The sequence below is a fragment of the Streptomyces composti genome (assembly GCF_012034205.1).
Classification (GTDB): domain Bacteria; phylum Actinomycetota; class Actinomycetes; order Streptomycetales; family Streptomycetaceae; genus Streptomyces; species Streptomyces composti.
This window is the reverse complement of the sequence record NZ_JAATEM010000011.1, coordinates 1-18,704: the sequence shown is the minus strand read 5'-3', so window position 1 is coordinate 18,704 and position 18,704 is coordinate 1. Positions and strand designations below refer to the sequence as shown.

The 18,704-nt window shown below is 72.7% G+C and carries 17 protein-coding genes and 1 pseudogene; 6 read left to right on the top strand and 12 right to left on the bottom strand.

The features are described from left to right. The first annotated feature begins 132 nt into the window (after positions 1-132). The gene (locus HCJ93_RS10780; protein ID WP_167993535.1) at positions 133-486 is read left to right on the top strand and encodes an ATP-binding protein; all 354 of its coding nucleotides are present in this window, start codon (positions 133-135) and stop codon (positions 484-486) included. 137 nt (positions 487-623) lie between these two features. Here the strand turns inward: HCJ93_RS10780 and HCJ93_RS10775 are convergent, their stop codons facing one another. The 5 genes and pseudogenes from HCJ93_RS10775 to afsQ1 all read right to left on the bottom strand — a co-directional run bounded on the left by HCJ93_RS10775 (position 624) and on the right by afsQ1 (position 4,972). Beyond that, complete coding sequence (locus tag HCJ93_RS10775; RefSeq protein WP_167993533.1) at positions 624-830, bottom strand: PspC domain-containing protein; 207 nt, start codon at positions 828-830, stop codon at positions 624-626. A 60-nt stretch (positions 831-890) separates the two neighbouring features. After that, positions 891-1,472 carry a VanZ family protein gene (locus tag HCJ93_RS10770; RefSeq protein ID WP_167993531.1) on the bottom strand — a complete coding sequence of 194 codons (582 nt, stop codon included), beginning with the start codon at positions 1,470-1,472 and terminating at the stop codon, positions 891-893. A gap of 148 nt (positions 1,473-1,620) precedes the next feature. Then, on the bottom strand, positions 1,621-2,271 hold the full coding sequence (locus tag HCJ93_RS10765; RefSeq protein WP_240967543.1) for a hypothetical protein: 651 nt from the start codon (positions 2,269-2,271) through the stop codon (positions 1,621-1,623). 373 nt (positions 2,272-2,644) lie between these two features. After that, positions 2,645-4,298, bottom strand: a pseudogene (locus HCJ93_RS10760) (sensor histidine kinase); the annotation flags it as partial. Then, complete coding sequence (gene afsQ1 / locus HCJ93_RS10755) at positions 4,295-4,972, bottom strand: two-component system response regulator AfsQ1 (protein ID WP_309141370.1); 678 nt, start codon at positions 4,970-4,972, stop codon at positions 4,295-4,297. The pseudogene HCJ93_RS10760 and the gene afsQ1, both read right to left, overlap by 4 nt. 242 nt (positions 4,973-5,214) lie before the next feature. Here afsQ1 and HCJ93_RS10750 point away from each other — a divergent pair, with 242 nt between their 5' ends. Next, positions 5,215-5,952, top strand: coding sequence for a SigE family RNA polymerase sigma factor (locus HCJ93_RS10750; protein WP_167993527.1), 738 nt, complete (start codon positions 5,215-5,217; stop codon positions 5,950-5,952). 399 nt (positions 5,953-6,351) lie between these two features. Here HCJ93_RS10750 and HCJ93_RS10745 read toward each other — a convergent pair whose 3' ends face one another. Further along, positions 6,352-6,999, bottom strand: a complete 648-nt coding sequence (locus tag HCJ93_RS10745; protein ID WP_309141369.1) for a uridine kinase family protein — start codon at positions 6,997-6,999, stop codon at positions 6,352-6,354. 128 nt (positions 7,000-7,127) lie between these two features. On the opposite strand from HCJ93_RS10745, the gene HCJ93_RS10740 reads away from it, so the two are divergent. Next, positions 7,128-7,535 carry a hypothetical protein gene (locus tag HCJ93_RS10740; RefSeq protein ID WP_167993523.1) on the top strand — a complete coding sequence of 136 codons (408 nt, stop codon included), beginning with the start codon at positions 7,128-7,130 and terminating at the stop codon, positions 7,533-7,535. Positions 7,536-7,619: 84 nt separating this feature from the next. Here HCJ93_RS10740 and HCJ93_RS10735 read toward each other — a convergent pair whose 3' ends face one another. The 3 genes from HCJ93_RS10735 to deoC are packed head-to-tail and all read right to left on the bottom strand — an operon-like array spanning position 7,620 to position 10,922. Further along, a complete protein-coding gene (locus HCJ93_RS10735; RefSeq protein WP_167993521.1) occupies positions 7,620-8,513 on the bottom strand; it encodes an aldehyde dehydrogenase family protein in 894 nt (297 codons plus the stop codon). After that, positions 8,506-9,966, bottom strand: coding sequence for an aldehyde dehydrogenase family protein (locus HCJ93_RS10730; RefSeq protein WP_167993519.1), 1,461 nt, complete (start codon positions 9,964-9,966; stop codon positions 8,506-8,508). Before HCJ93_RS10730 ends, HCJ93_RS10735 begins: the two co-directional genes overlap by 8 nt. Positions 9,967-9,971: 5 nt before the next feature. Continuing rightward, positions 9,972-10,922, bottom strand: a complete 951-nt coding sequence (deoC, locus tag HCJ93_RS10725) for a deoxyribose-phosphate aldolase (RefSeq protein ID WP_167993517.1) — start codon at positions 10,920-10,922, stop codon at positions 9,972-9,974. Positions 10,923-11,026: 104 nt separating this feature from the next. Between deoC and HCJ93_RS10720 the strand changes: the two genes are divergently transcribed. Then, positions 11,027-11,791 (top strand): PH domain-containing protein, encoded by a 765-nt coding sequence (locus HCJ93_RS10720; protein ID WP_167993515.1) that lies wholly within the window; start codon positions 11,027-11,029, stop codon positions 11,789-11,791. 134 nt (positions 11,792-11,925) lie between these two features. Here HCJ93_RS10720 and HCJ93_RS10715 read toward each other — a convergent pair whose 3' ends face one another. The 3 genes from HCJ93_RS10715 to HCJ93_RS10705 all read right to left on the bottom strand — a co-directional run bounded on the left by HCJ93_RS10715 (position 11,926) and on the right by HCJ93_RS10705 (position 15,515). After that, entirely contained in the window at positions 11,926-13,557 is a 1,632-nt protein-coding gene (locus HCJ93_RS10715) for a phospho-sugar mutase (RefSeq protein WP_167993513.1), read from the bottom strand. 592 nt (positions 13,558-14,149) lie between these two features. Beyond that, a complete protein-coding gene (locus HCJ93_RS10710; RefSeq protein ID WP_167993512.1) occupies positions 14,150-14,974 on the bottom strand; it encodes a purine-nucleoside phosphorylase in 825 nt (274 codons plus the stop codon). A 103-nt stretch (positions 14,975-15,077) separates the two neighbouring features. Continuing rightward, the gene (locus tag HCJ93_RS10705; protein ID WP_167993510.1) at positions 15,078-15,515 is read right to left on the bottom strand and encodes a gamma-glutamylcyclotransferase family protein; all 438 of its coding nucleotides are present in this window, start codon (positions 15,513-15,515) and stop codon (positions 15,078-15,080) included. A 99-nt stretch (positions 15,516-15,614) separates the two neighbouring features. Between HCJ93_RS10705 and HCJ93_RS10700 the strand changes: the two genes are divergently transcribed. Both HCJ93_RS10700 and HCJ93_RS10695 read left to right on the top strand, forming a co-directional pair. Continuing rightward, a complete protein-coding gene (locus HCJ93_RS10700) occupies positions 15,615-17,063 on the top strand; it encodes an NAD(P)H-quinone dehydrogenase (protein WP_167993508.1) in 1,449 nt (482 codons plus the stop codon). Positions 17,064-17,164: 101 nt separating this feature from the next. After that, entirely contained in the window at positions 17,165-18,112 is a 948-nt protein-coding gene (locus HCJ93_RS10695; protein ID WP_167993506.1) for a DeoR/GlpR family DNA-binding transcription regulator, read from the top strand. Positions 18,113-18,704: the final 592 nt, after the last annotated feature.

Sequence of the window (18,704 nt, the reverse complement as noted above, 5' to 3'; positions counted from 1 at the left end):
GGCGCTGTCGCACACCGGCCACGATGCGCGTTCACAATCCGTCCGCATTTCGATGTTTGCGGGCGGCGGCGGGGCGTGTTTACGGTCACAGCACCGCTCACATCCCCGTATCCCACTCGAGGACGCAATTTCATGAAGCAGTCTGCTGCCAAGACCCTCGGTGTCGCCGCTCTCGGTGCCGCCTTCGCCGCCGTCGGTGCGGGCACCGCCGCCGCTGCCCCGGCCGTCCCGGAGGCAGCTCCCGCCCTGGGCACCGCCGCCCAGACCCTCCCGGTGCAGAACGCCGGCGTGGTGCCGGCCGCCGCGCAGACCCTGGACGCGGGGCGGGACGTCGCCACCATGGGGCTGACGGCCGCGGAGCCGGCCGCGCAGGACGTCGTCACCAAGGACCCGACGGCCCCGGCCAAGGGACTGCTCGGCGGTCTGCCGCTGGACCAGCTGCCCACCAAGGGTCTCAACGTGAACGGCATCCCGCTCGGCGGCTGACCGCCCGCACGGCGAGCACAGCGATGGGGCGCCCCGCCACTCGGGGCGCCCCATCGGCGTTGTGCGACCCGCATGCGCGCGGTGCAGGTGTGCTCAGGGCACTCGGGGAGACGGCCGGCGGATCGGCGCCGCCGGACTCACCAGGCCGATCCGGCCCGGGCCTTGTCCTCCGAGGGGAACAGGATCCACAGCGCGATGTAGAGCAGGAACTGCGGGCCGGGCAGCAGGCACGACAGCAGGAAGATCACCCGCATCGTGGTCGCGGAGGTACCGAAGCGCCGGGCCAGCGCGGCGCAGACTCCGCCGATCATGCGGCCGTGGGTCGGGCGGGCGAGGCGAGACATTGCGGCTCCTTCGTGAGCGGTGCGAGGCCTCCCGTCCGGACGCCTCATCTGCCGTCCACGTTACGGAGACGAAGGGGGCAAAGCATCGCTCCACGGGGCGATCCCGACCCTGGGAATCGTCGGGGTCCTACCCTGAGCCGGCCCCTCCTGGGGGGCGGCCGTCCCGGCCAGGCGCACCGCCCGCCGGCGCAGCCAGGAACGGCCCGCCGGCACCACCGCGGCGTGCGCCAGGCCCGCGCCCAGCGTGTTCAGCAGCAGCGAGTCGATGTCGACGACCTGACCGGGCACCGCCGTCTGCAGCATCTCGATGCCCAGTGACAGCAGGGCGGCCGCGGCCATGGTGCGGATCAGGGAACCCAGGGGCGAGACCACCAGCCGGCCGCCCGCCATCGGCAGCAGCACGCCCAGCGGGGCCAGCAGTGCCAGCCCCTCACCGATGCGCCGGGCCCCCTCCACCCAGCCGAGCGCGAAGTCGGCCCTGATGCCGTCCAGGGGGCGCAGATTGGCGGGCATCACCCATGGGACGTCGAGGGGGCGCAGCGTGAACCAGGCGATGAACGCCAGATATGCGGCCAGGAGAAGACCACCCAGCACACGGATGCGGATCGCGGCGGTGCCGCCGATGGAGCCTTGACGCTGCACGCCCCCCAAGACGCGGCCTTCGGCACGATCGGTTCCGGGATGTCACCCGTTCCGCCGATGAGGCATACGCCACAACGCACGGGTCCTGGGCCATAGGTGTGGAACGACGGCGGGCGGCCCTGCGGGAGCCGCCCGCGATCCTGGTCGTTCACTCGCCCTTGAGCTGCGAGGCGGGCGGGCGTTCGCCGGCCGGGCGGGCGCGCACCTGGTCCGTGCACTCGTAGCGCAGCGGCGCGGCGGAACCGGGCCCGCCGAGGATGACCCAGCCGCCGTCCGTCGCCGCGGAGTCGGAGAAGGTGCACACGATCTGCGCCAGCGCGGTGGAGCCGAGGTCGGCGGGAGCCACGCTCAGCCGCAGCGTGTCCTCCGGATCGCCGGGGCGCGGCCCGCTCACGGTGAGCCCGTCCCGCACCAGGGTGGTGTACCCGGCCTCCTTCTCCTCGGCCGGGACCGGCGCGGACAGCTCGTCCAGCAGCTCCTGCGCGATCAGCGTGCGCCGTCCGTGGTCGGCCGCCCCGTCGGGCACCCGCACCGTGCGGTCCACGGCCACCAGCGACGCCCCGCACAGCAGGAACACCTGCACGGGCAGGCCGCGGTCGGCCCGCGAGGAGACCCCCGGCTCGCCCAGCGAACAGCGCACCCGCGAGGGTGCGGGACCGAAGTCGGTCGGCACCTCGGTGGCGCGGATGCCGCACCCGGTGAGCAGGGCGCCGAGCGTGGTGACGGCGAGCAGACCGGCGATCCGGCCCCGGACCGCCCGTCGCCGGGCCGGCCGCCGCCCGTTCGTCAGGCCGTACATCAGGCGTCCCCCTTAGCGCCTTCACCCTTGCTTTCGGTTCCGCCGCCGGAGCCGTCCGCCGTGGCGCCGGCGCCGTCCGCGGCGTCGGAGACATCTCCGGCGTCGGTGGAGCTCGGGGACCCGTCGGAGCCGCCGGAGCCGCCGGAGCCGCCGGAGTCGCCGGACCCGCCGGAGTCGCTGGTCCCGCCGGCCGCGTCCTCGTCGGGGCCGCCCTCATGGCGCCCGTCGTCCTGCCCTCCGTGGCCCTGGCCCTCGCCGGTCTTGCCGTTCCCGGTGCCCTCGGCGGCCTTCGCGGTCTTCGCCGCCTTCCCTTCCTCGCCGCTGTTCCGGCCGCTCTTGCCGGAGGCGGTGTCCCGCTTGTCCTCCGTCAGGGCGGAGGCGTCCTGCGGCAGGCGCAGCGTGAACACCGCGCCGCCCTCGGGGGAGTTGGCCGCGGTGATCTCACCACCGTGGATATGGGCGTTCTCCTGGGCGATGGACAGCCCCAGACCGCTGCCCTCGGAGCGCGGCCGGGACGCGCTGGCCTTGTAGAAGCGGTCGAAGACATGCGGCAGCACGTCCTCGGGGATGCCGGGCCCGTTGTCCCGCACCTCGATGACCACCACTCCGCCGTGCGACGCCCGGTCGGCCCGGTCGGCCCGCTCGACCCGGTCGTCCCGGTCCGTGCGGTCGCCACGCTCCGCACGCTCCGCCCGTTGCCCGGCCTCCTGGCCGGTCCCGGCATCCGCGCCGCCGCCGGCCCCGCCGGGCTCCTCCCGCACCGACACCCGCACCGGCGAACCGCCGTGCTTGAGCGCGTTGCCGATGAGGTTGGCCAGGATGACGTCCAGGCGGCGCGGGTCGATCCGGGCGTGGATGCCGCGCTCGGCGTCCAGCTCGACCGCGTCCAGCCAGGCGCGCGCGTCGATGCAGGCGGTGATCTGGTCGGCGATGTCCACGTCGTCGAGCACCAGACGGGCGGTGCCCGCGTCGAAGCGGGTCACCTCCATCAGGTTCTCCACCAGGTCGTTCAGCCGCCGGGTCTCGCTGATCACCAGCCGCACCGCCGGCTGGATCATCGGGTCGATGCCGCCGCCCTCGAACTCCAGCTCCTCCTCGAGGACTTCGGTGACCGCGGTGATCGCGGTGAGCGGGGTGCGCAGCTCATGGCTCATGTCGGCCACGAACCGGCGCGAGGCCTCGTCCCGCGCCGCCATGTCCGCGACGCGCTTCTCCAGCGCCTCCGCGGCCTTGTTGAACGTCCGGGACAAGTCGGCCAGCTCGTCCGTCCCCGACACCCTCAGCCGGGTGTCGAGACGTCCCTCGCCGAGCCGTCGCGCAGCCGTGCCGAGCCGCTGCACCGGCTTCAGCACGGTCGTCGCGGCGGCCTGCGCGAGCAGTGCCGAGCCGATCAGCGCGAGAGCGGTGGCGATCCCCAGCGACCAGGCCAGCGAGTTGAGGTCCTTCGCCTCCGGCTCCAGCGACTTCAGCATGTAGCCGGTCGGACCGCCGTCGATCATCCGCGTCCCCGCCACCAGGTACGGGGTGCCGTCCTCGACGATCCGCTGCCAGTACAGGTGATAGGGGTACGTGTTGGTCGAGGTGACCTTCTGCCGCTCGGTCACCGCCTGGCGCAGCGAGGCCGGCACGTCCTGCAGCGAGAAGCCGTTCAGCCCGCCGGAACTTCCGTAGACCGTACGGCCCTCCGGGTCCTCGGCGACCAGCAGCACGGTGAAGCGCTGGCTGCTGTTCGCCATCTGCCCGGCGGTGTGCTGCAGTTCGTCCTGCGTCGGGTGCGCGGGCAGCGCGCCCGCGCGGTTCTGCATCTCCTGCTTGAAGTCGCGCAGCACCGCGTCCTGGGTGCGGGTGAGCACCGCCTCGCGGTTCAGCCAGTACGCGATCCCGGACGCCGACACCGCCGCGGTCAGCGCGACCAGCCCGAACACCACGACAAGACGCAGCCGCAGGCTGGTGAAGCGCAGCCGTGACCAGATTCCCTTGCGCGCCGCGGACCAGCCGCGGGACTCCCCCTGGTGCTCCTGTGTCACTGAGGCGGATCCAGCCGGTAGCCGACACCACGCACGGTACGGATCAGGGTCGGGGACGACGGCACGTCCTCGACCTTGGCACGCAGCCGCTGGACGCAGGCGTCCACCAGGCGCGAGTCACCCAGGTAGTCGTGCTCCCACACCAGCCGCAGCAGCTGCTGCCGGGACAGCGCCTGACCGGGGCGGCGGCTCAGCTCGAGCAGCAGCCGCAGCTCGGTCGGCGTCAGCTGCAGATCCTCGCCGTTCTTCGTCACCGTCATCGCCGCACGGTCGATGACCAGGTTGCCGAAGGTGGCGGAGTCGCTCGACTCGCGCTCGCCGCGCCGCAGCACCGCACGGATCCGGGCGTCCAGCACCCGGCCCTGCACGGGTTTGACCACATAGTCGTCGGCGCCGGACTCCAGGCCGACCACGACGTCGATGTCATCACTGCGCGCCGTGAGCAGAATGATCGGCAACTGGTCCGTGCGCCGGATGCGGCGGCACACCTCGAACCCGTCGATGCCGGGCAGCATCACGTCCAGCACGATGAGGTCCGGCCGCTGCTCGCGCAGCAGCTTCAGACCGTCCTCACCGCTGGCAGCGGTCGCCACCCGGTGCCCCTGGCGCGTCAGGGAGAGCTCCAGGGCCGTGCGGATGGCGTCGTCGTCCTCGATCAGCAACAGGGAAGGCACCCGCTCATTCTGGCCCATGGAGGGGTCCCTGTTCGACCCGTGGGTCCAGATGCCCGGCTGGCCCCCATTGGGGCGGCTACGTGCGCGGACGCCTGTGAACATTTCGTGTCCGGGGCGTGGCGGACCCCTGTGACAGCTCTGTGACAGTCGGCGGACACTGCCATGAAGTGGCAGGGGCAGGATTTTCGGCACAAGCAAGCCAGCACCGAATCCAGCCGGAAGTCCACGACGGGGGGCGCGAGATGAACACGCTGCACAGCACCAGCACCAGCGCAGTGATCACGCGTCTGCATGACGTGCACCGGGGGGGAGAGAAGTCCGGTGCTGTGAGCGGGCGGGGGTGCGCTCGCAGCACCGGGCGTCAGCACGCCGCGTTCATGACGGTGGTTGACGCGCCTACGGGGGAGACGCACGGGGGAGCAGCGTACGGGGAGGACTCGGGGGAGCGGGGTTCCGGGTCGGAGGCGGAGTTCACCGCCTACGTGCAGGAGCGCCGCGCCTCCCTGTACGCCACCGCCTACCACCTGACCGGTGACCGCTTCGAGGCCGAGGACCTGCTGCAGAGCGCGCTGTTCTCGACCTACCGGGCGTGGGACCGGATCAGCGACAAGGCGGCCGTCGGCGGATACCTCCGCCGCACCATGACCAACCTGCACATCAGCGCGTGGCGCCGCCGCAAGCTGAACGAGTACCCGACCGAGGAGCTGCCGGAGACGCCCGGCGACACGGACGCGATGCGCGGCACCGAGCTGCGGGCGGTCCTGTGGCAGGCGCTGGCCCGGCTGCCCGAGCTCCAGCGCACCATGCTGGTCCTGCGCTACTACGAGGGCCGCACGGACCCGGAGATCGCGGACATTCTCGACATCAGCGTCGGCACGGTGAAGTCCAGCATCTGGCGGTCGCTCCGCCGGCTGCGCGAGGACGAGGCCCTGAGCTTCGGCCGTGACCAGGAGGACGCCTTCGGCGAACTGGTCGCCTGAAGGCCCGGGGGGACCTGGGGGGACCTGGGGGGATCACGGGGGATCCGGGGGAGGAAAAGCGGGGGGCCGCGGGGCGTCGGGGGACGTTGGGGAGACGTCGGGGGGCGTCACCGCGGAGCACCACCGGGGGGAACACGGGGGAATCAACCGGGGTGAGTACGGGGGAACTCGGGGGACACGGGGGACACGGGGGTTCCACGGGGGAGGCAAGGAGCGGGACTGGAGGGCCGGGGGGTCCGTCCAGTCCCGCTTTCGCTTGCCCGGCTGTCCGTCCCTGCCTGCCCGCAGCCGCCCCGGCCGGCGGACCGGACCAGCCCGCAGCCGGCCGTACCGCCGAGGGGAGCGCGCGGGAGAGCGCGCCGGACCCCGTGAGACGCCCGCCGTCACCGTCGACCGGGTTCAGGCGACCGCACTCGCGCTGGGGTCCGTGGCCGGGCGGCCGCGCACCGCCGCCGTCGCCATCCGGCCCAGCGCCTCGTCCCGGTCGCAGGCGTAGGCGCCGAGGGCCGTCTGACGGGCGATGATCGAACGCTCCAGGCGCATCAGCCGCCACCCGCGCCGCAGCAGGAACGGCACCGACTTGCGGCCCTCGCGCAGATCCCGCACGAAGCGGCGGCGGAAGGTGCGCACCGGGCCGCGGTTCAGGCAGAGCGCGTCCGCCAGCAGGCCGAGTTCGCGGCAGCGGGCGACGATCTCCGCGGCGAAGATGCCCTCGGCCACGAAGAGGGGAGCGGCGCCGATGTCGACGGCGCCCTCTCCGGTGCGGGCGCTGAGGGAGAGGTCGTAGACCGGGACGGGCGTACGCCCGGTGCGACACAGCCGTTCGATCGCGGCGACCGCGGCGTCCGCGTCCCAGGAGCCGGGGTGATCCCAGTCGACGGCCGAACCGTCGGGCAGCAGCGGCAGCGTCGGGTCGTCGCCCTCCTTGTAGAAGTCGTCGAGGCGCAGCACCGGCAGGCCGGAGCGGGCCGCGATCAGGGACTTGCCGGAGCCGGAGGGGCCGCAGAGCAGCACGACTCGCGCGGATATGGGCGACTGGGAACTCACGGGACACCAGTGTGAGGCATCGGTCGGGCGCCGTACGACCCCGCGGGTCCGCTTTGATACGTGCGTCACATCTCAACTACGCTTCGCGTCGACCTGATTACCCAGTGAGATCAGAAGGTGGCACACAGATGGCCCGACAGGACTCCCCCAAGACGTCGACCGTGCGTCGTGCCCTCGCCGTCCTGGCGACCGCGTCGGTGGCGCTTGGCGCTGCCGCGACGACGGCGGCAGCGGCGGACTCCGAGTCGCTGCTGGGCGAGGGCGGCAGCCGCTCCGGCGCACTCGGCGAACTCGACCCGCAGTCCGGCCTGGACGCGACCACCAGCGCGGTGGGCCACGCCACCGCCCCGGTGACCGAACTCAAGCCCAACGCGCTCGACGGCACCGGCTTCGACGTGCTCAACAACGGCGTCGGCACCCAGGTCGCCGACTTCCAGCCGGTGAACACCCGCGCGGTGACCGACCCGGTGGCCAAGGCCGACTCGGTCGGCGACATCGGGCCGGTCGCCCAGACGACGGAACTGCTGCGCGGCTGACCCGCCAGGCGCAGCCGGACGGCGAAGAGCAGCGCCCCTCCTGGACGGAGGCGGGGCGCGGCTCTCCGGTGTGGGGGGTGGCGGTCAGTAGGAGGAGCCGGAGCCGCCCAGCGAGCCCGTGGGGTGCCAGACGGTCTTGGTCTCCAGGAACGCCGTCATGCGGTCCAGGCCGGGCGTCGCCGTCCAGTCGTCCACAGGCTGTGGACGAAGGACGCGCTTGAGGTTGTCGGCCGCGGCGATCTCCAGCTCCTTGGCCAGGTCCTCGTCGGCGCCGGCCAGGTCGATCGCGTTGACGTCCATGTGCGCGGCGAGCGGGGCGGCGATCTCCGCCGTACGGCCCGACAGCACGTTCACCACGCCGCCCGGCAGGTCCGAGGTGGCCAGCACCTCGCCCAGGGAGAGGGCGGGCAGCGGGTGCTTCTCGGAGGCCACCACCACCGCCGTGTTGCCGGTCGCGATCACCGGGGCCACCACCGAGACCAGGCCCAGGAACGACGACTCCTGCGGCGCCAGCACGGCGACCACCCCGGTCGGCTCCGGCGAGGAGAGGTTGAAGAACGGGCCCGCGACCGGGTTGCCGCCGCCCACCACCTGGGCGATCTTGTCGGTCCAGCCCGCGTACCAGACCCAGCGGTCGATCGCCGCGTCGACCTGCGCGGACGCCTTGGACTTCGACAGGCGCTCGGCCTCGGCCACCTCGCGCACATACTGCTCGCGGCGGCCCTCCAGCATCTCCGCGATCCGGTAGAGGATCTGGCCGCGGTTGTACGCCGTCGCCCCCGACCAGGCGCCGAACGCCTTGCGGGCGGCGACCACCGCGTCACGGGCGTCCTTGCGGCTCGCCCGCGGAGCGTTGGCCAGCCACTTGCCCTTGGAGTCGGTCACTTCGTACACCCGGCCGCTCTCGGAGCGGGGGAACTTCCCCCCGACGTACAGCTTGTAGGTCTTGAAGACGGAGAGTCGGGTCGCATCAGACATCGAGGTACGCCTCCAGGCCGTGGCGGCCGCCCTCGCGGCCGAAGCCCGACTCCTTGTAACCGCCGAACGGCGAGGTCGGGTCGAACTTGTTGAACGTGTTGGACCAGATCACGCCCGCGCGCAGCTTGCTCGCGACGGCCAGGATGCGGGAGCCCTTCTCCGTCCAGATGCCGGCCGACAGGCCGTACGGGGTGTTGTTGGCCTTGGCGACGGCCTCGTCCGGGGTGCGGAAGGTCAGCACCGACAGCACCGGGCCGAAGATCTCGTCGCGGGCGATGGTGTGCGCCTGGGTGACGTTCGTGAACAGCGTCGGCGCGAACCAGTAGCCGTTCGACGGCAGTTCGCAGGCCGGCGACCAGCGCTCGGCGCCCTCCGCCTCGCCCTGCTCCACCAGCGAGGTGATGCGGCTGAGCTGCTCCTCGGAGTTGATCGCGCCGATGTCGGTGTTCTTGTCCAGCGGGTCGCCGAGGCGCAGCGTCGACAGGCGGCGCTTGAGGGAGTCCAGCAGCTCCTCGTGGATCGACTCCTGCACCAGCAGGCGCGAGCCCGCGCAGCAGACCTGGCCCTGGTTGAAGAAGATGCCGTTGACGATGCCCTCGACGGCCTGGTCGACGGGCGCGTCGTCGAAGACGATGTTGGCGCCCTTGCCGCCCAGCTCCAGGGTGAGCTTCTTGCGGGTGCCGGCGACCGTCCGGGCGATCTCCTTGCCGACCGCGGTGGAGCCGGTGAAGGCGACCTTGTCCACGTCCGGGTGCGCCACGAGGGCCGCCCCGGCGTCTCCGTAGCCCGGGAGGATGTTGACGACGCCCTTGGGCAGACCCGCCTGGCGGCAGATGTCCGCGAAGAACAGCGCCGACAGCGGGGTGGTCTCGGCCGGCTTGAGCACGACCGTGTTGCCGGTGGCAAGGGCCGGGGCGATCTTCCACGCCAGCATCAGCAGCGGGAAGTTCCACGGGATGACCTGGCCGGCCACACCGAGCGGGCGCGGGTTCGCGCCGAACCCGGCGTGCTCCAGCTTGTCGGCCCAGCCCGCGTAGTAGAAGAAGTGCGCGGCGACCAGCGGCAGGTCGGCGTCGCGGGTCTCCCGGATCGGCTTGCCGTTGTCCAGGGTCTCCAGGACGGCCAGCTCTCGGGAGCGCTCCTGGATGATCCGGGCGATGCGGAACAGGTACTTGGCGCGCTCGGAGCCGGGCAGCGCCGACCACTTCTCGAAGGCCTTGCGGGCGGCCCTGACGGCGCGGTCCACGTCCGCCTCGCCCGCCTGGGCCACCTCGGAGAGCACCTCCTCGGTGGACGGCGACACGGACTTGAAGACCCTGCCCTCGGCCGCCTCGGTGAACTCGCCGTCGATGAACAGGCCGTAGGACGGGGCGATGTCGACGATCGAGCGGGACTCGGGCGCCGGCGCGTACTCGAAAGCGGACGACCGCTTGTCCGTGGTCTTTTCGGTCATGGTGATCAGTCCACCGTCACGTAATCGGGGCCGGAGTAGCGGCCCGTGGCCAGCTTCTGCCGCTGCATCAGAAGATCGTTCAGCAGCGATGAGGCGCCGAAGCGGAACCAGTGGTTGTCCAGCCAGTCCGCGCCCACCGTCTCGTTGACCAGCACCAGGAACTTGATCGCGTCCTTGCTGGTCCGGATGCCGCCGGCCGGCTTCACGCCCACCTGGACGCCGGTCTGCGCACGGAAGTCGCGCACCGCCTCCAGCATGAGCAGGGTGTTCGCGGGGGTCGCGTTGACGCCGACCTTGCCGGTCGAGGTCTTGATGAAGTCGGCGCCGGCGAGCATGCCGAGCCAGGAGGCCCGGCGGATGTTGTCGTACGTGGACAGCTCACCGGTCTCGAAGATGACCTTCAGCCGCGCGGAGCCGCAGGCCTCCTTCACGGCCACGATCTCCTCGTACACCTTCATGTAGCGGCCGGCGAGGAAGGCGCCGCGGTCGATGACCATGTCGATCTCGTCCGCGCCTGCCGCCACGGCCTCCTTCACGTCCGCCAGCTTGACGGAGAGCGGGGCGCGGCCGGCCGGGAAGGCGGTGGCGACCGAGGCGACCTTCACGGAGGAGCCGGCGACGGCCTCCTTCGCGGTGGCCACCATGTCGGGGTAGACGCAGACCGCGGCCGTGGCCGGGGCGGTCCGGTCGGTCGGGTCGGGCAGGACCGCCTTCGCGCCGAGCGCCCGGACCTTGCCCGGGGTGTCCGCGCCTTCCAGCGTCGTCAGGTCGACCATCGAGATGGCGAGGTCGATCGCGTACGCCTTGGCGGTCGTCTTGATCGAACGGGTGCCGAGGGAAGCGGCGCGCGCCTCCAGGCCGACGGCGTCGACGCCGGGCAGCCCGTGGAGGAAGCGGCGCAGCGTGCTGTCGGACGCGGTGACGTCGCCGAGGGGGCTGGGTGCAGTGGTGGGCATGCTCACAAGCCGAGCATATCTACGCGCGTAGCGGCTGTACAGCCCCCGGTGGCATCCGATCCCGGCCGGCAGGAGCGAGCGAGCCGTCGGGCAGAATCGGGGGCATGACCTCGTCTGACTCCCAGCCCGACCCGAAGCCGTCCGGTGCGAGCAGCGACGCCGGGGACGCCGTGGGCGGTGCGGGCCGGCCGGACCGTGTGCACCGGTCGCCCGCGGGCATCGCCGGCGGAGCGCTGCTGCTGGCCGTCATGGCGTGGCTCGGCGGCGACGCGGTGGCCCGCGGCGAGGGCCGCGCCCCTTGGCTGGCGCTCGCGGCGCTGCTGTTCCTGGTGCCGCTGGTGGTGGCTTTCACACTCCGGCCCGCCGTGTATGTCGGGCCGGACCGCCTGCGCGTGCGCAATCCGTTCCGGGTGATCGTGCTGCCCTGGGGGCGCGTCGCCGGCCTGCGCTCCGGCTACACGAACGAGGTGCTGGCCGAGGACGGGACCAAGTACCAGCTCTGGGCGCTTCCGGTCTCCCTGCGGGCGCGCAAGCGGGCGGCCCGCCAGGAGATGCGGGCGCAGGCGGAGCGCGGCCAGGGCGTCGACGTGCGGTCGGCGGGGCGCGGGCCCGGTGTCGGCGACGCGTTCCGGGCCGGGGGGCGCAGCGCGGCGCGCACGAGCCCGTCCGGTGCGGGGACCGGTGCCGGTGGCTCGGGGCCGGTGCGAGCGGCGACCGACCAGGTCATGGATGAGCTGCGGGAGCTGCACGAGGAGCGGCGGGAGGCGGCCTCGGCGCAGGGGGAGGTCAGCGTGCGCTGGGCCTACGAGGTGCTGGGGCCCGCGGTGGCGGGGGCGGTGCTGCTCGGGGTGCTGCTGGGGATGGGGTGAGCTGCCTCTCCCGGCAGGTACGGAGCCCGCAGCCCCCGGTGGGCGCTGAGCGTGTGTGGTGAGCGGCGCGCCCCTCCGGTGGGGGCGCCCCGCTCTTTCGGTGTCCCGGTGGGTGGTGACCCGGTGGAAGTGGCTCAGATGCCTGCCGCTCGGGAGAAGTCCTGCTTGAGCCGGCTCAGGAGAGCCGTGGCCTCGGCACGGGCGGCGGGGAGGCCGGGGCGGCCGGAGACCGGGACGACCACCTCCAGGTAGCACTTCAGCTTGGGCTCCGTGCCGCTCGGGCGGACGATCACCCGGGCGCCCTCGAGGGTGTAGCGCAGGCCGTCGGTGGGCGGGAGGGTGTCCGTGCCCCGATTGAGGTCCTCCGCCTTGGTGATGCGCAGCCCGGCGAGTTCCGTCGGGGGGTGCTCGCGCAGGCGGCGCATCGCCTCGGTGATCAGGCTGAGGTCCTGCACGCGGACCGAGAGCTGGTCGGTGGCGTGCAGGCCGTGCTCGACGGCGAGGTCGTCGAGGAGGTCGAGGAGGGTGCGGCCCTCCTCCTTCAGGACCGAGGCCAGCTCGGTGAGGAGCAGGGCCGCGGTGATGCCGTCCTTGTCGCGGACGCCGTCAGGGTCGACGCAGTAGCCGAGGGCCTCCTCGTAGCCGTAGCGCAGGCCCTCGGCGCGGGCGATCCACTTGAAGCCGGTGAGGGTCTCGACGTGGCGCAGGCCCGCCTTCTCGGCGATGCGGCCGAGGAGGGAGGAGGAGACGATCGACTCGGCGAAGGTGCCGGTCGCTCCGCGGCGGACCAGGTGGGCTGCGAGAAGCGCGCCGACCTCGTCGCCGCGGAGCATGCGCCAGTCGTCGCCGTCCCTGACGGCGGCGGCGCAGCGGTCGGCGTCCGGGTCGTTGGCGATGACCAGGTCGGGACCGGTCTCACGGGCCTTGGCGAAGGCGAGGTCCATCGCGCCGGGCTCCTCCGGGTTGGGGAACGCGACGGTGGGGAACTCCGGGTCGGGGTCGGCCTGCTCGGTGACGAGGACGGGGGCGGGGAAACCGGCGCGGGCGAAGGCGGCGAGGAGGACGTCCTTGCCGACGCCGTGCATCGCCGTGTAGACGGTGCGCGCGGTCCGGGGGGAGCCGGGGGCGAGCACGGCGTCCGTGCGGGCGAGGTAGGCGTCGAGAAGGGCGTCGTCGAGGGTCTCCCAGCCGTCGGTGGGGCGGGGGACGGTGCCGAGGGACGTGACCGCCTGGATCTCGGCGGCGATCTCGGTGTCGGCCGGGGGGACGATCTGGGAGCCGTCGCCGAGGTAGACCTTGTAGCCGTTGTCGCGGGGCGGGTTGTGGCTGGCCGTGACCTCCACGCCGGCCACGGCGCCGAGGTGGCGGATGGCGAAGGCGAGGACCGGGGTGGGCAGCGGGCGGGGGAGGACCGCGGCGCGCAGGCCGGCGCCGGTCATGACGGCGGCGGTGTCGAGGGCGAAGTCGCGGGACTTGTGGCGGGCGTCGTAGCCGATGACGACGAGGCCGTCGGTGTGGCCGTGCTTGGTGAGGTACGCGGCGAGGCCGGCGGCGGCGCGGATGACCACGGAGCGGTTCATGCGCATGGGGCCGGCGCCGAGCTCGCCGCGGAGGCCGGCGGTGCCGAACTGGAGCGTGCCGGTGAAGCGGGCGGCGAGTTCGGTGCGGTCGCCGGACTCGATGAGGCGGGCGAGTTCGGCGCGGGTGTCCGGGTCGGGGTCCTCGGCGAGCCATGCCTGGGCCTGTGCGAGGAGATCGTCTTGCACGTCGGTCAGCCTCTCGTGGGTGTGTGCGGGTTCGGTGGTGACCTGCGGGCCGGTGGGGGTGCGCTTCGGTCTCGCCTGCGGGTGGGTGGGGGTGCGCGGTCTCCGGTGCCTGCGGGTGACCCGTGCGGTGCCCGTCCGGTTGTGCCTGCGGCCCGGTGGGGGTGCGGGTTCCGGCTGTGCCTGCGGCCCACGGCCCGGTGGGGGGTGCGCGTCCGGTTGTGTCTGCGGCCCGGTGGGGGTTGCTGCCCGATGCCTGCGGCTGCGGCTCCGGTGGGGGGCGCGTAGCGCCTGCGGGGGTGGGTGCGTCGGGGCCGGGGTGGTGGTGTGTGTCCTCGGTCTGGCGCGGAATCGGTCGCTTCAAGGGTTCTGCGGCTGACGCGCCGGCCGCTGCGGGCGGACACCACCACCCCGTCCCCTCCCCGCCGCGCGCGACTGCGGCACGCCAGGACCGGTGGCCGGTCGAGCGCCGCTTGCGGCTGTCCCGCCTCGCTGCCGGGCATCCGTGCCGTCTGCGGCGGCTCTGCGCGGGCACCGAGGGGCACGCGGCCGGGGGTGAAGTCACCACGTACACGTACCCCCGCCGCAGAGGAGGTCAGAGGCGGCCGAGGACCTGGGTCAGGAGGGAGCCCATCCTCGCCGCGCTGTCGCGGCCCGCCTGGAGGACCTCCTCGTGGTTGAGCGGCTCCCCGGTCATTCCGGCCGCGAGGTTGGTGACGAGGGAGATGCCGAGCACCTCCGCCCCCGCCTCACGCGCCGCGATGGCCTCCAGCACCGTCGACATGCCCACCAGGTCCGCCCCGATGACGCGGGCCATCCGGATCTCCGCCGGCGTCTCGTAGTGCGGGCCGGGGAACTGTGCGTAGACGCCCTCCTCCAGCGTGGGGTCCACCTCCTTGCACAGTGCCCGCAGCCGCGGCGAGTACAGGTCGGTCAGGTCGACGAAGTTGGCGCCGACGATCGGTGAGGTCGCGGTCAGGTTGATGTGGTCGCTGATCAGCACCGGCTGACCGGGCCGCATGCCCTCCCGCAGACCACCGCAGCCGTTGGTCAGCACGACCGTCTTGGCCCCGGCGGCCACGGCCGTGCGGACGCCGTGCGCGACGGCGGCCACGCCCCGGCCCTCGTAGTAGTGCGTGCGGCCCAGGAAGACCAGCGCACGCTTTGCACCGATGCGGTACGAGCGCACCTTGCCGCCGTGGCCCTCGACCGCGGGCGGCGGGAAGCCGGGCAGCTCGGTGACCTGGAGCTCGGCCTCGGGCGTGCCCAGCGCGTCGACCGCCGGTGCCCAGCCGGAGCCCATCACGAGAGCGACGTCGTGGGTCTCGGCGCCCGTGAGTTCACGCAGGCGCGCGGCGGCGGCGTCCGCGGCGGCGTACGGGTCGTCCTGGAGGTCGTCCGGAAGAAGAGAAGCGTTCACGCGAATGAGAGTAACCCGTCTTCGCCTACGCGCGTAGATGTCGAAGGTGACGGGTTGGCTTTCGTTGTCTTGTCGTTTTCGACGAATCTCCCGCCGAAGAGGGTCAGCAGGGGCGCTTGCGCAGCTCCATCACGTAGTCGTGCGGGGCGCCCGCGGACTCCGCCGCGTCGGCGATCTCGCCCAGGTAGCGGGCCGAGGGCAGGCCGCCCTCGTAGGAGTTCAGGACGTACGTCCAGGCCATGTCCTCGCCGTCCAGGGTGTGCACCCGGACCTTGGTGCGGCGGTAGATGCCGAGCCCCACGCCCTCCCAGCGGTCCAGGGACTCCTCGTCCATCGGGGCGATGTCGTAGAGCGCGACGAAGACCTGGGCCAGCGGGTCCTCCACGAGCGTCGCCAGGGCGCCCTCCCAGCCCAGGTGCTCGCCCCCGAAGGTCAGCCGCCACCCGTTCAGCCACCCGGTGGCACGCAGCGGCGAGTGCGGTGCGCGGCGGGACATCAGCCGCGCGTCGAGGTTGCCGGCGTAGGCGGCATAGAGGGACATGGGGGAAGGGTACGGCAGCCGCCACGCGGGTCACTCCGGTAACAGGGGAGCCACGGCCCGGCCCCCCCGGGGCGGTCGCCCGGTGCAGTGTGCGGGACAATGGAGTACGTGACTCGGATCGTGATCATCGGTGGCGGACCCGGCGGATACGAAGCGGCGCTGGTCGCCGCGCAGCTCGGCGCGGAGGTGACCGTCGTCGACGCCGACGGTCTGGGTGGTGCGTCGGTGCTGACCGACTGCGTGCCGTCCAAGACTCTGATCGCCACGGCCGAGGTGATGACCACCTTCGACTCCTCCTACGAGGAGCTGGGCATCATCGTCGCCGACGACACCCCGCCGATCGAGCAGGCCGCCCGGGTGGTCGGCGTGGACCTCGGCAAGGTCAACCGGCGAGTGAAGCGCCTGGCGCTGGCCCAGTCGCACGACATCACCGCCTCCGTGACGCGGGCCGGCGCCCGGGTCATGCGCGGGCGCGGCCGTCTGGAGGGCATGCAGGCCCTCGACGGCTCCCGCAAGGTCGTGGTGACCGCCGCCGACGGCAGCGAGGAGACGCTGGTCGCCGACGCCGTGCTGATCGCCACCGGCGGGCACCCGCGGGAGCTGCCGGACGCCAAGCCCGACGGCGAGCGCATCCTCAACTGGACCCAGGTCTACGACCTGACCGAGCTGCCCGAGGAACTCATCGTCGTCGGTTCCGGTGTGACCGGTGCCGAGTTCGCCGGCGCCTACCAGGCGCTCGGCTCCAGGGTGACCCTGGTGTCCTCCCGCGACCGCGTGCTGCCCGGCGAGGACCCGGACGCCGCCGCCGTCCTCGAGGACGTCTTCCGCCGGCGCGGCATGAACGTCATGGCCCGCTCCCGCGCCCAGTCCGCCAAGCGGGTCGGCGACCGGGTCGAGGTGACCCTCGCCGACGGGCGGGTCATCACCGGCACGCACTGCCTGATGGCCGTCGGCGCCGTCCCCAACTCGGCGGGCCTGGGCCTGGAGGAGGCGGGCGTCAAGCTGCGCGAGTCCGGCCACATCTGGACCGACCGGGTCTCCCGCACCACCGCCCCCGGCGTCTACGCGGCCGGCGACGTCACCGGCGTCTTCGCGCTCGCCTCCGTGGCGGCCATGCAGGGACGTATCGCCATGTACCACTTCCTCGGCGACGCGGTGGCCCCGCTCAACCTCAAGACGGTCTCCTCGAACGTCTTCACCGACCCGGAGATCGCCACCGTCGGCTACACCCAGGCCGACGTCGACACCGGCAAGATCGACGCGCGCATGGTGAAGCTGCCGCTGCTGCGCAACCCGCGCGCCAAGATGCAGGGCATCCGGGACGGATTCGTCAAGATCTTCTGCCGGCCCGGCACGGGCATCGTGGTCGGCGGCGTGGTCGTGGCGCCGCGCGCCTCGGAACTGATCCACCCCATCTCGATCGCGGTCGACAACAATCTGACGGTGGAGCAGATCGCGAACGCGTTCACCGTGTACCCGTCGTTGTCCGGCTCGATCGCCGAGGTGGCACGGCAGCTGCACAACCGCAAGACGGGCGCGGAGGGCTAAACCCGGGCCTTATACCACTTGGTCCCGTCCGGTGCGAACAGCTTCTGCTATTCAGCGCAAACTGCTGAAAGCAGACGGTCGCTGGCATTACTGTCAGTTTCGTGTTCGCTGCAGAACGTCGCCAATTGATCCTCGAAATGGTGCGGGCGAACGGGGCCGTGTCGCTCCGTGAGCTCGCCCGCGTCGTCCAGACCTCCGAAGTGACCGTACGGCGGGACGTGCGCGCGCTGGAGGCAGAAGGACTCCTCGACCGCCGGCACGGCGGTGCGGTACTGCCGGGCGGGTTCACCCGGGAGTCTGGCTTCCCGCAGAAGTCTCATCTCGCGACCGCCGAGAAGACCGCCATCGCCGATCTCGCCGCGAACTTCGTGGAGGAGGGCGAGGCCATCGTGGTCGGCGCGGGCACGACCACCCAGGAGCTGGCCCGCCGGCTGGCCCGGGTGCCCGGGCTCACGGTCGTCACCAACTCCCTCCTCGTGGCCCAGGCGCTGGCCCACGCCAACCGGGTGGAGGTCGTGATGACCGGCGGTACGCTCCGCGGGTCCAACTACGCGCTGGTGGGCAGCGGGGCGGAGCAGTCGCTGCAGGGGCTTCGGGTGTCCCGGGCCTTCCTCTCGGGCAGCGGTCTGACCGCGGAGCGGGGGCTCTCGACCTCCAACATGCTGTCGGCGAGTGTGGACCGGGCATTGGTGCAGGCCGCAGCGGAGGTGGTGGTGCTGGCGGACCACACCAAGCTGGGGACGGACACCATGTTCCAGACGGTGCCGACCGATCTGATCACTCGCTTGGTCACGGACGAGCCGCCGGCTCATGACGACCGGGCCGCCACCGAGCTGCAGGCTCTGGCCGACCAGGGCGTCCAGGTCGCCGTCGCCCCGGGAAACGGCTCCAACCCGGCAAGTGACTCTTCCTCTTCCTCCTCCCGCCAGCAACGCCGGGACGTCCCCCTCCCGGGCCCCCGCCGCCAGGGCCCCCTCAGGTCAGCGGTCGCCCTGACGGAACCCCAGCCCAACGAGCGCGCCCGCGTCGCAGACCTGCGCAGGCGCTGACAGGCGGCCTCTCGCTGCTTGAACCGCGCCCCGGGGGGCGCCAGACCTCATCGCCCCACCGCCCGCAGTCGCGCAGGTCGCTCGGCGGGCCACCGGACTGCTGCGCGGTCGGTACGACGGCCCGCAGTCGCGCAGGTCGCTCGGCGGGCCACCGGACTGCTGCGCGGTCGGTACGACGGCCCGCAGTCGCGCACGTTGCTCGGCGGGCCACCGGACTGCTGCGCGGTCGGTACGACCGCCCGCAGTCGCGCAGGCTGCTCGGCGGGCCACCGGTCTTGGGCGTGCCGCAGTCGCGCGCGGCGGGGAGGGGTTGGGGTGGTGGTGTCCGCCCGCAGCGGCTGGCGCGTCCGCGCCCGTACTCGACAGGAAACCGATTCCGCGCCAGACCGAGGACGGACACCACCACCCCGGCCCCGACTCACCCACCCCCCGTAGGCGCTACGCGCACCCCCACCGGAGCCGCAGCTGCGCCGCAGGCATGGCCACCTCAGCCACCCACGCGCCCGCAGGCACAGTCGAGAGCCGCACTCCCACCGGGCTGTGGGCGGCAGGCACAGTCGAGAGCCGCATTCCCACCGGGCTGTGGGCGGCA

Bases quoted from the DNA above. Each gene is read 5' to 3' on its own strand.
- HCJ93_RS10720 (WP_167993515.1), top strand. From the start codon at position 11,027: ATGACCTCGTCTGACTCCCAGCCCGACCCGAAGCCGTCCGGTGCGAGC.
- HCJ93_RS10740 (WP_167993523.1), top strand. From the start codon at position 7,128: ATGGCCCGACAGGACTCCCCCAAGACGTCGACCGTGCGTCGTGCCCTC.
- HCJ93_RS10705 (WP_167993510.1), bottom strand. From the start codon at position 15,515: ATGTCCCTCTATGCCGCCTACGCCGGCAACCTCGACGCGCGGCTGATG.
- HCJ93_RS10700 (WP_167993508.1), top strand. From the start codon at position 15,615: ATGGAGTACGTGACTCGGATCGTGATCATCGGTGGCGGACCCGGCGGA.
- HCJ93_RS10765 (WP_240967543.1), bottom strand. From the start codon at position 2,271: ATGTACGGCCTGACGAACGGGCGGCGGCCGGCCCGGCGACGGGCGGTC.
- HCJ93_RS10750 (WP_167993527.1), top strand. From the start codon at position 5,215: ATGAACACGCTGCACAGCACCAGCACCAGCGCAGTGATCACGCGTCTG.
- HCJ93_RS10780 (WP_167993535.1), top strand. From the start codon at position 133: ATGAAGCAGTCTGCTGCCAAGACCCTCGGTGTCGCCGCTCTCGGTGCC.
- HCJ93_RS10735 (WP_167993521.1), bottom strand. From the start codon at position 8,513: ATGTCTGATGCGACCCGACTCTCCGTCTTCAAGACCTACAAGCTGTAC.
- deoC (WP_167993517.1), bottom strand. From the start codon at position 10,922: ATGCCCACCACTGCACCCAGCCCCCTCGGCGACGTCACCGCGTCCGAC.
- HCJ93_RS10730 (WP_167993519.1), bottom strand. From the start codon at position 9,966: ATGACCGAAAAGACCACGGACAAGCGGTCGTCCGCTTTCGAGTACGCG.
- HCJ93_RS10775 (WP_167993533.1), bottom strand. From the start codon at position 830: ATGTCTCGCCTCGCCCGCCCGACCCACGGCCGCATGATCGGCGGAGTC.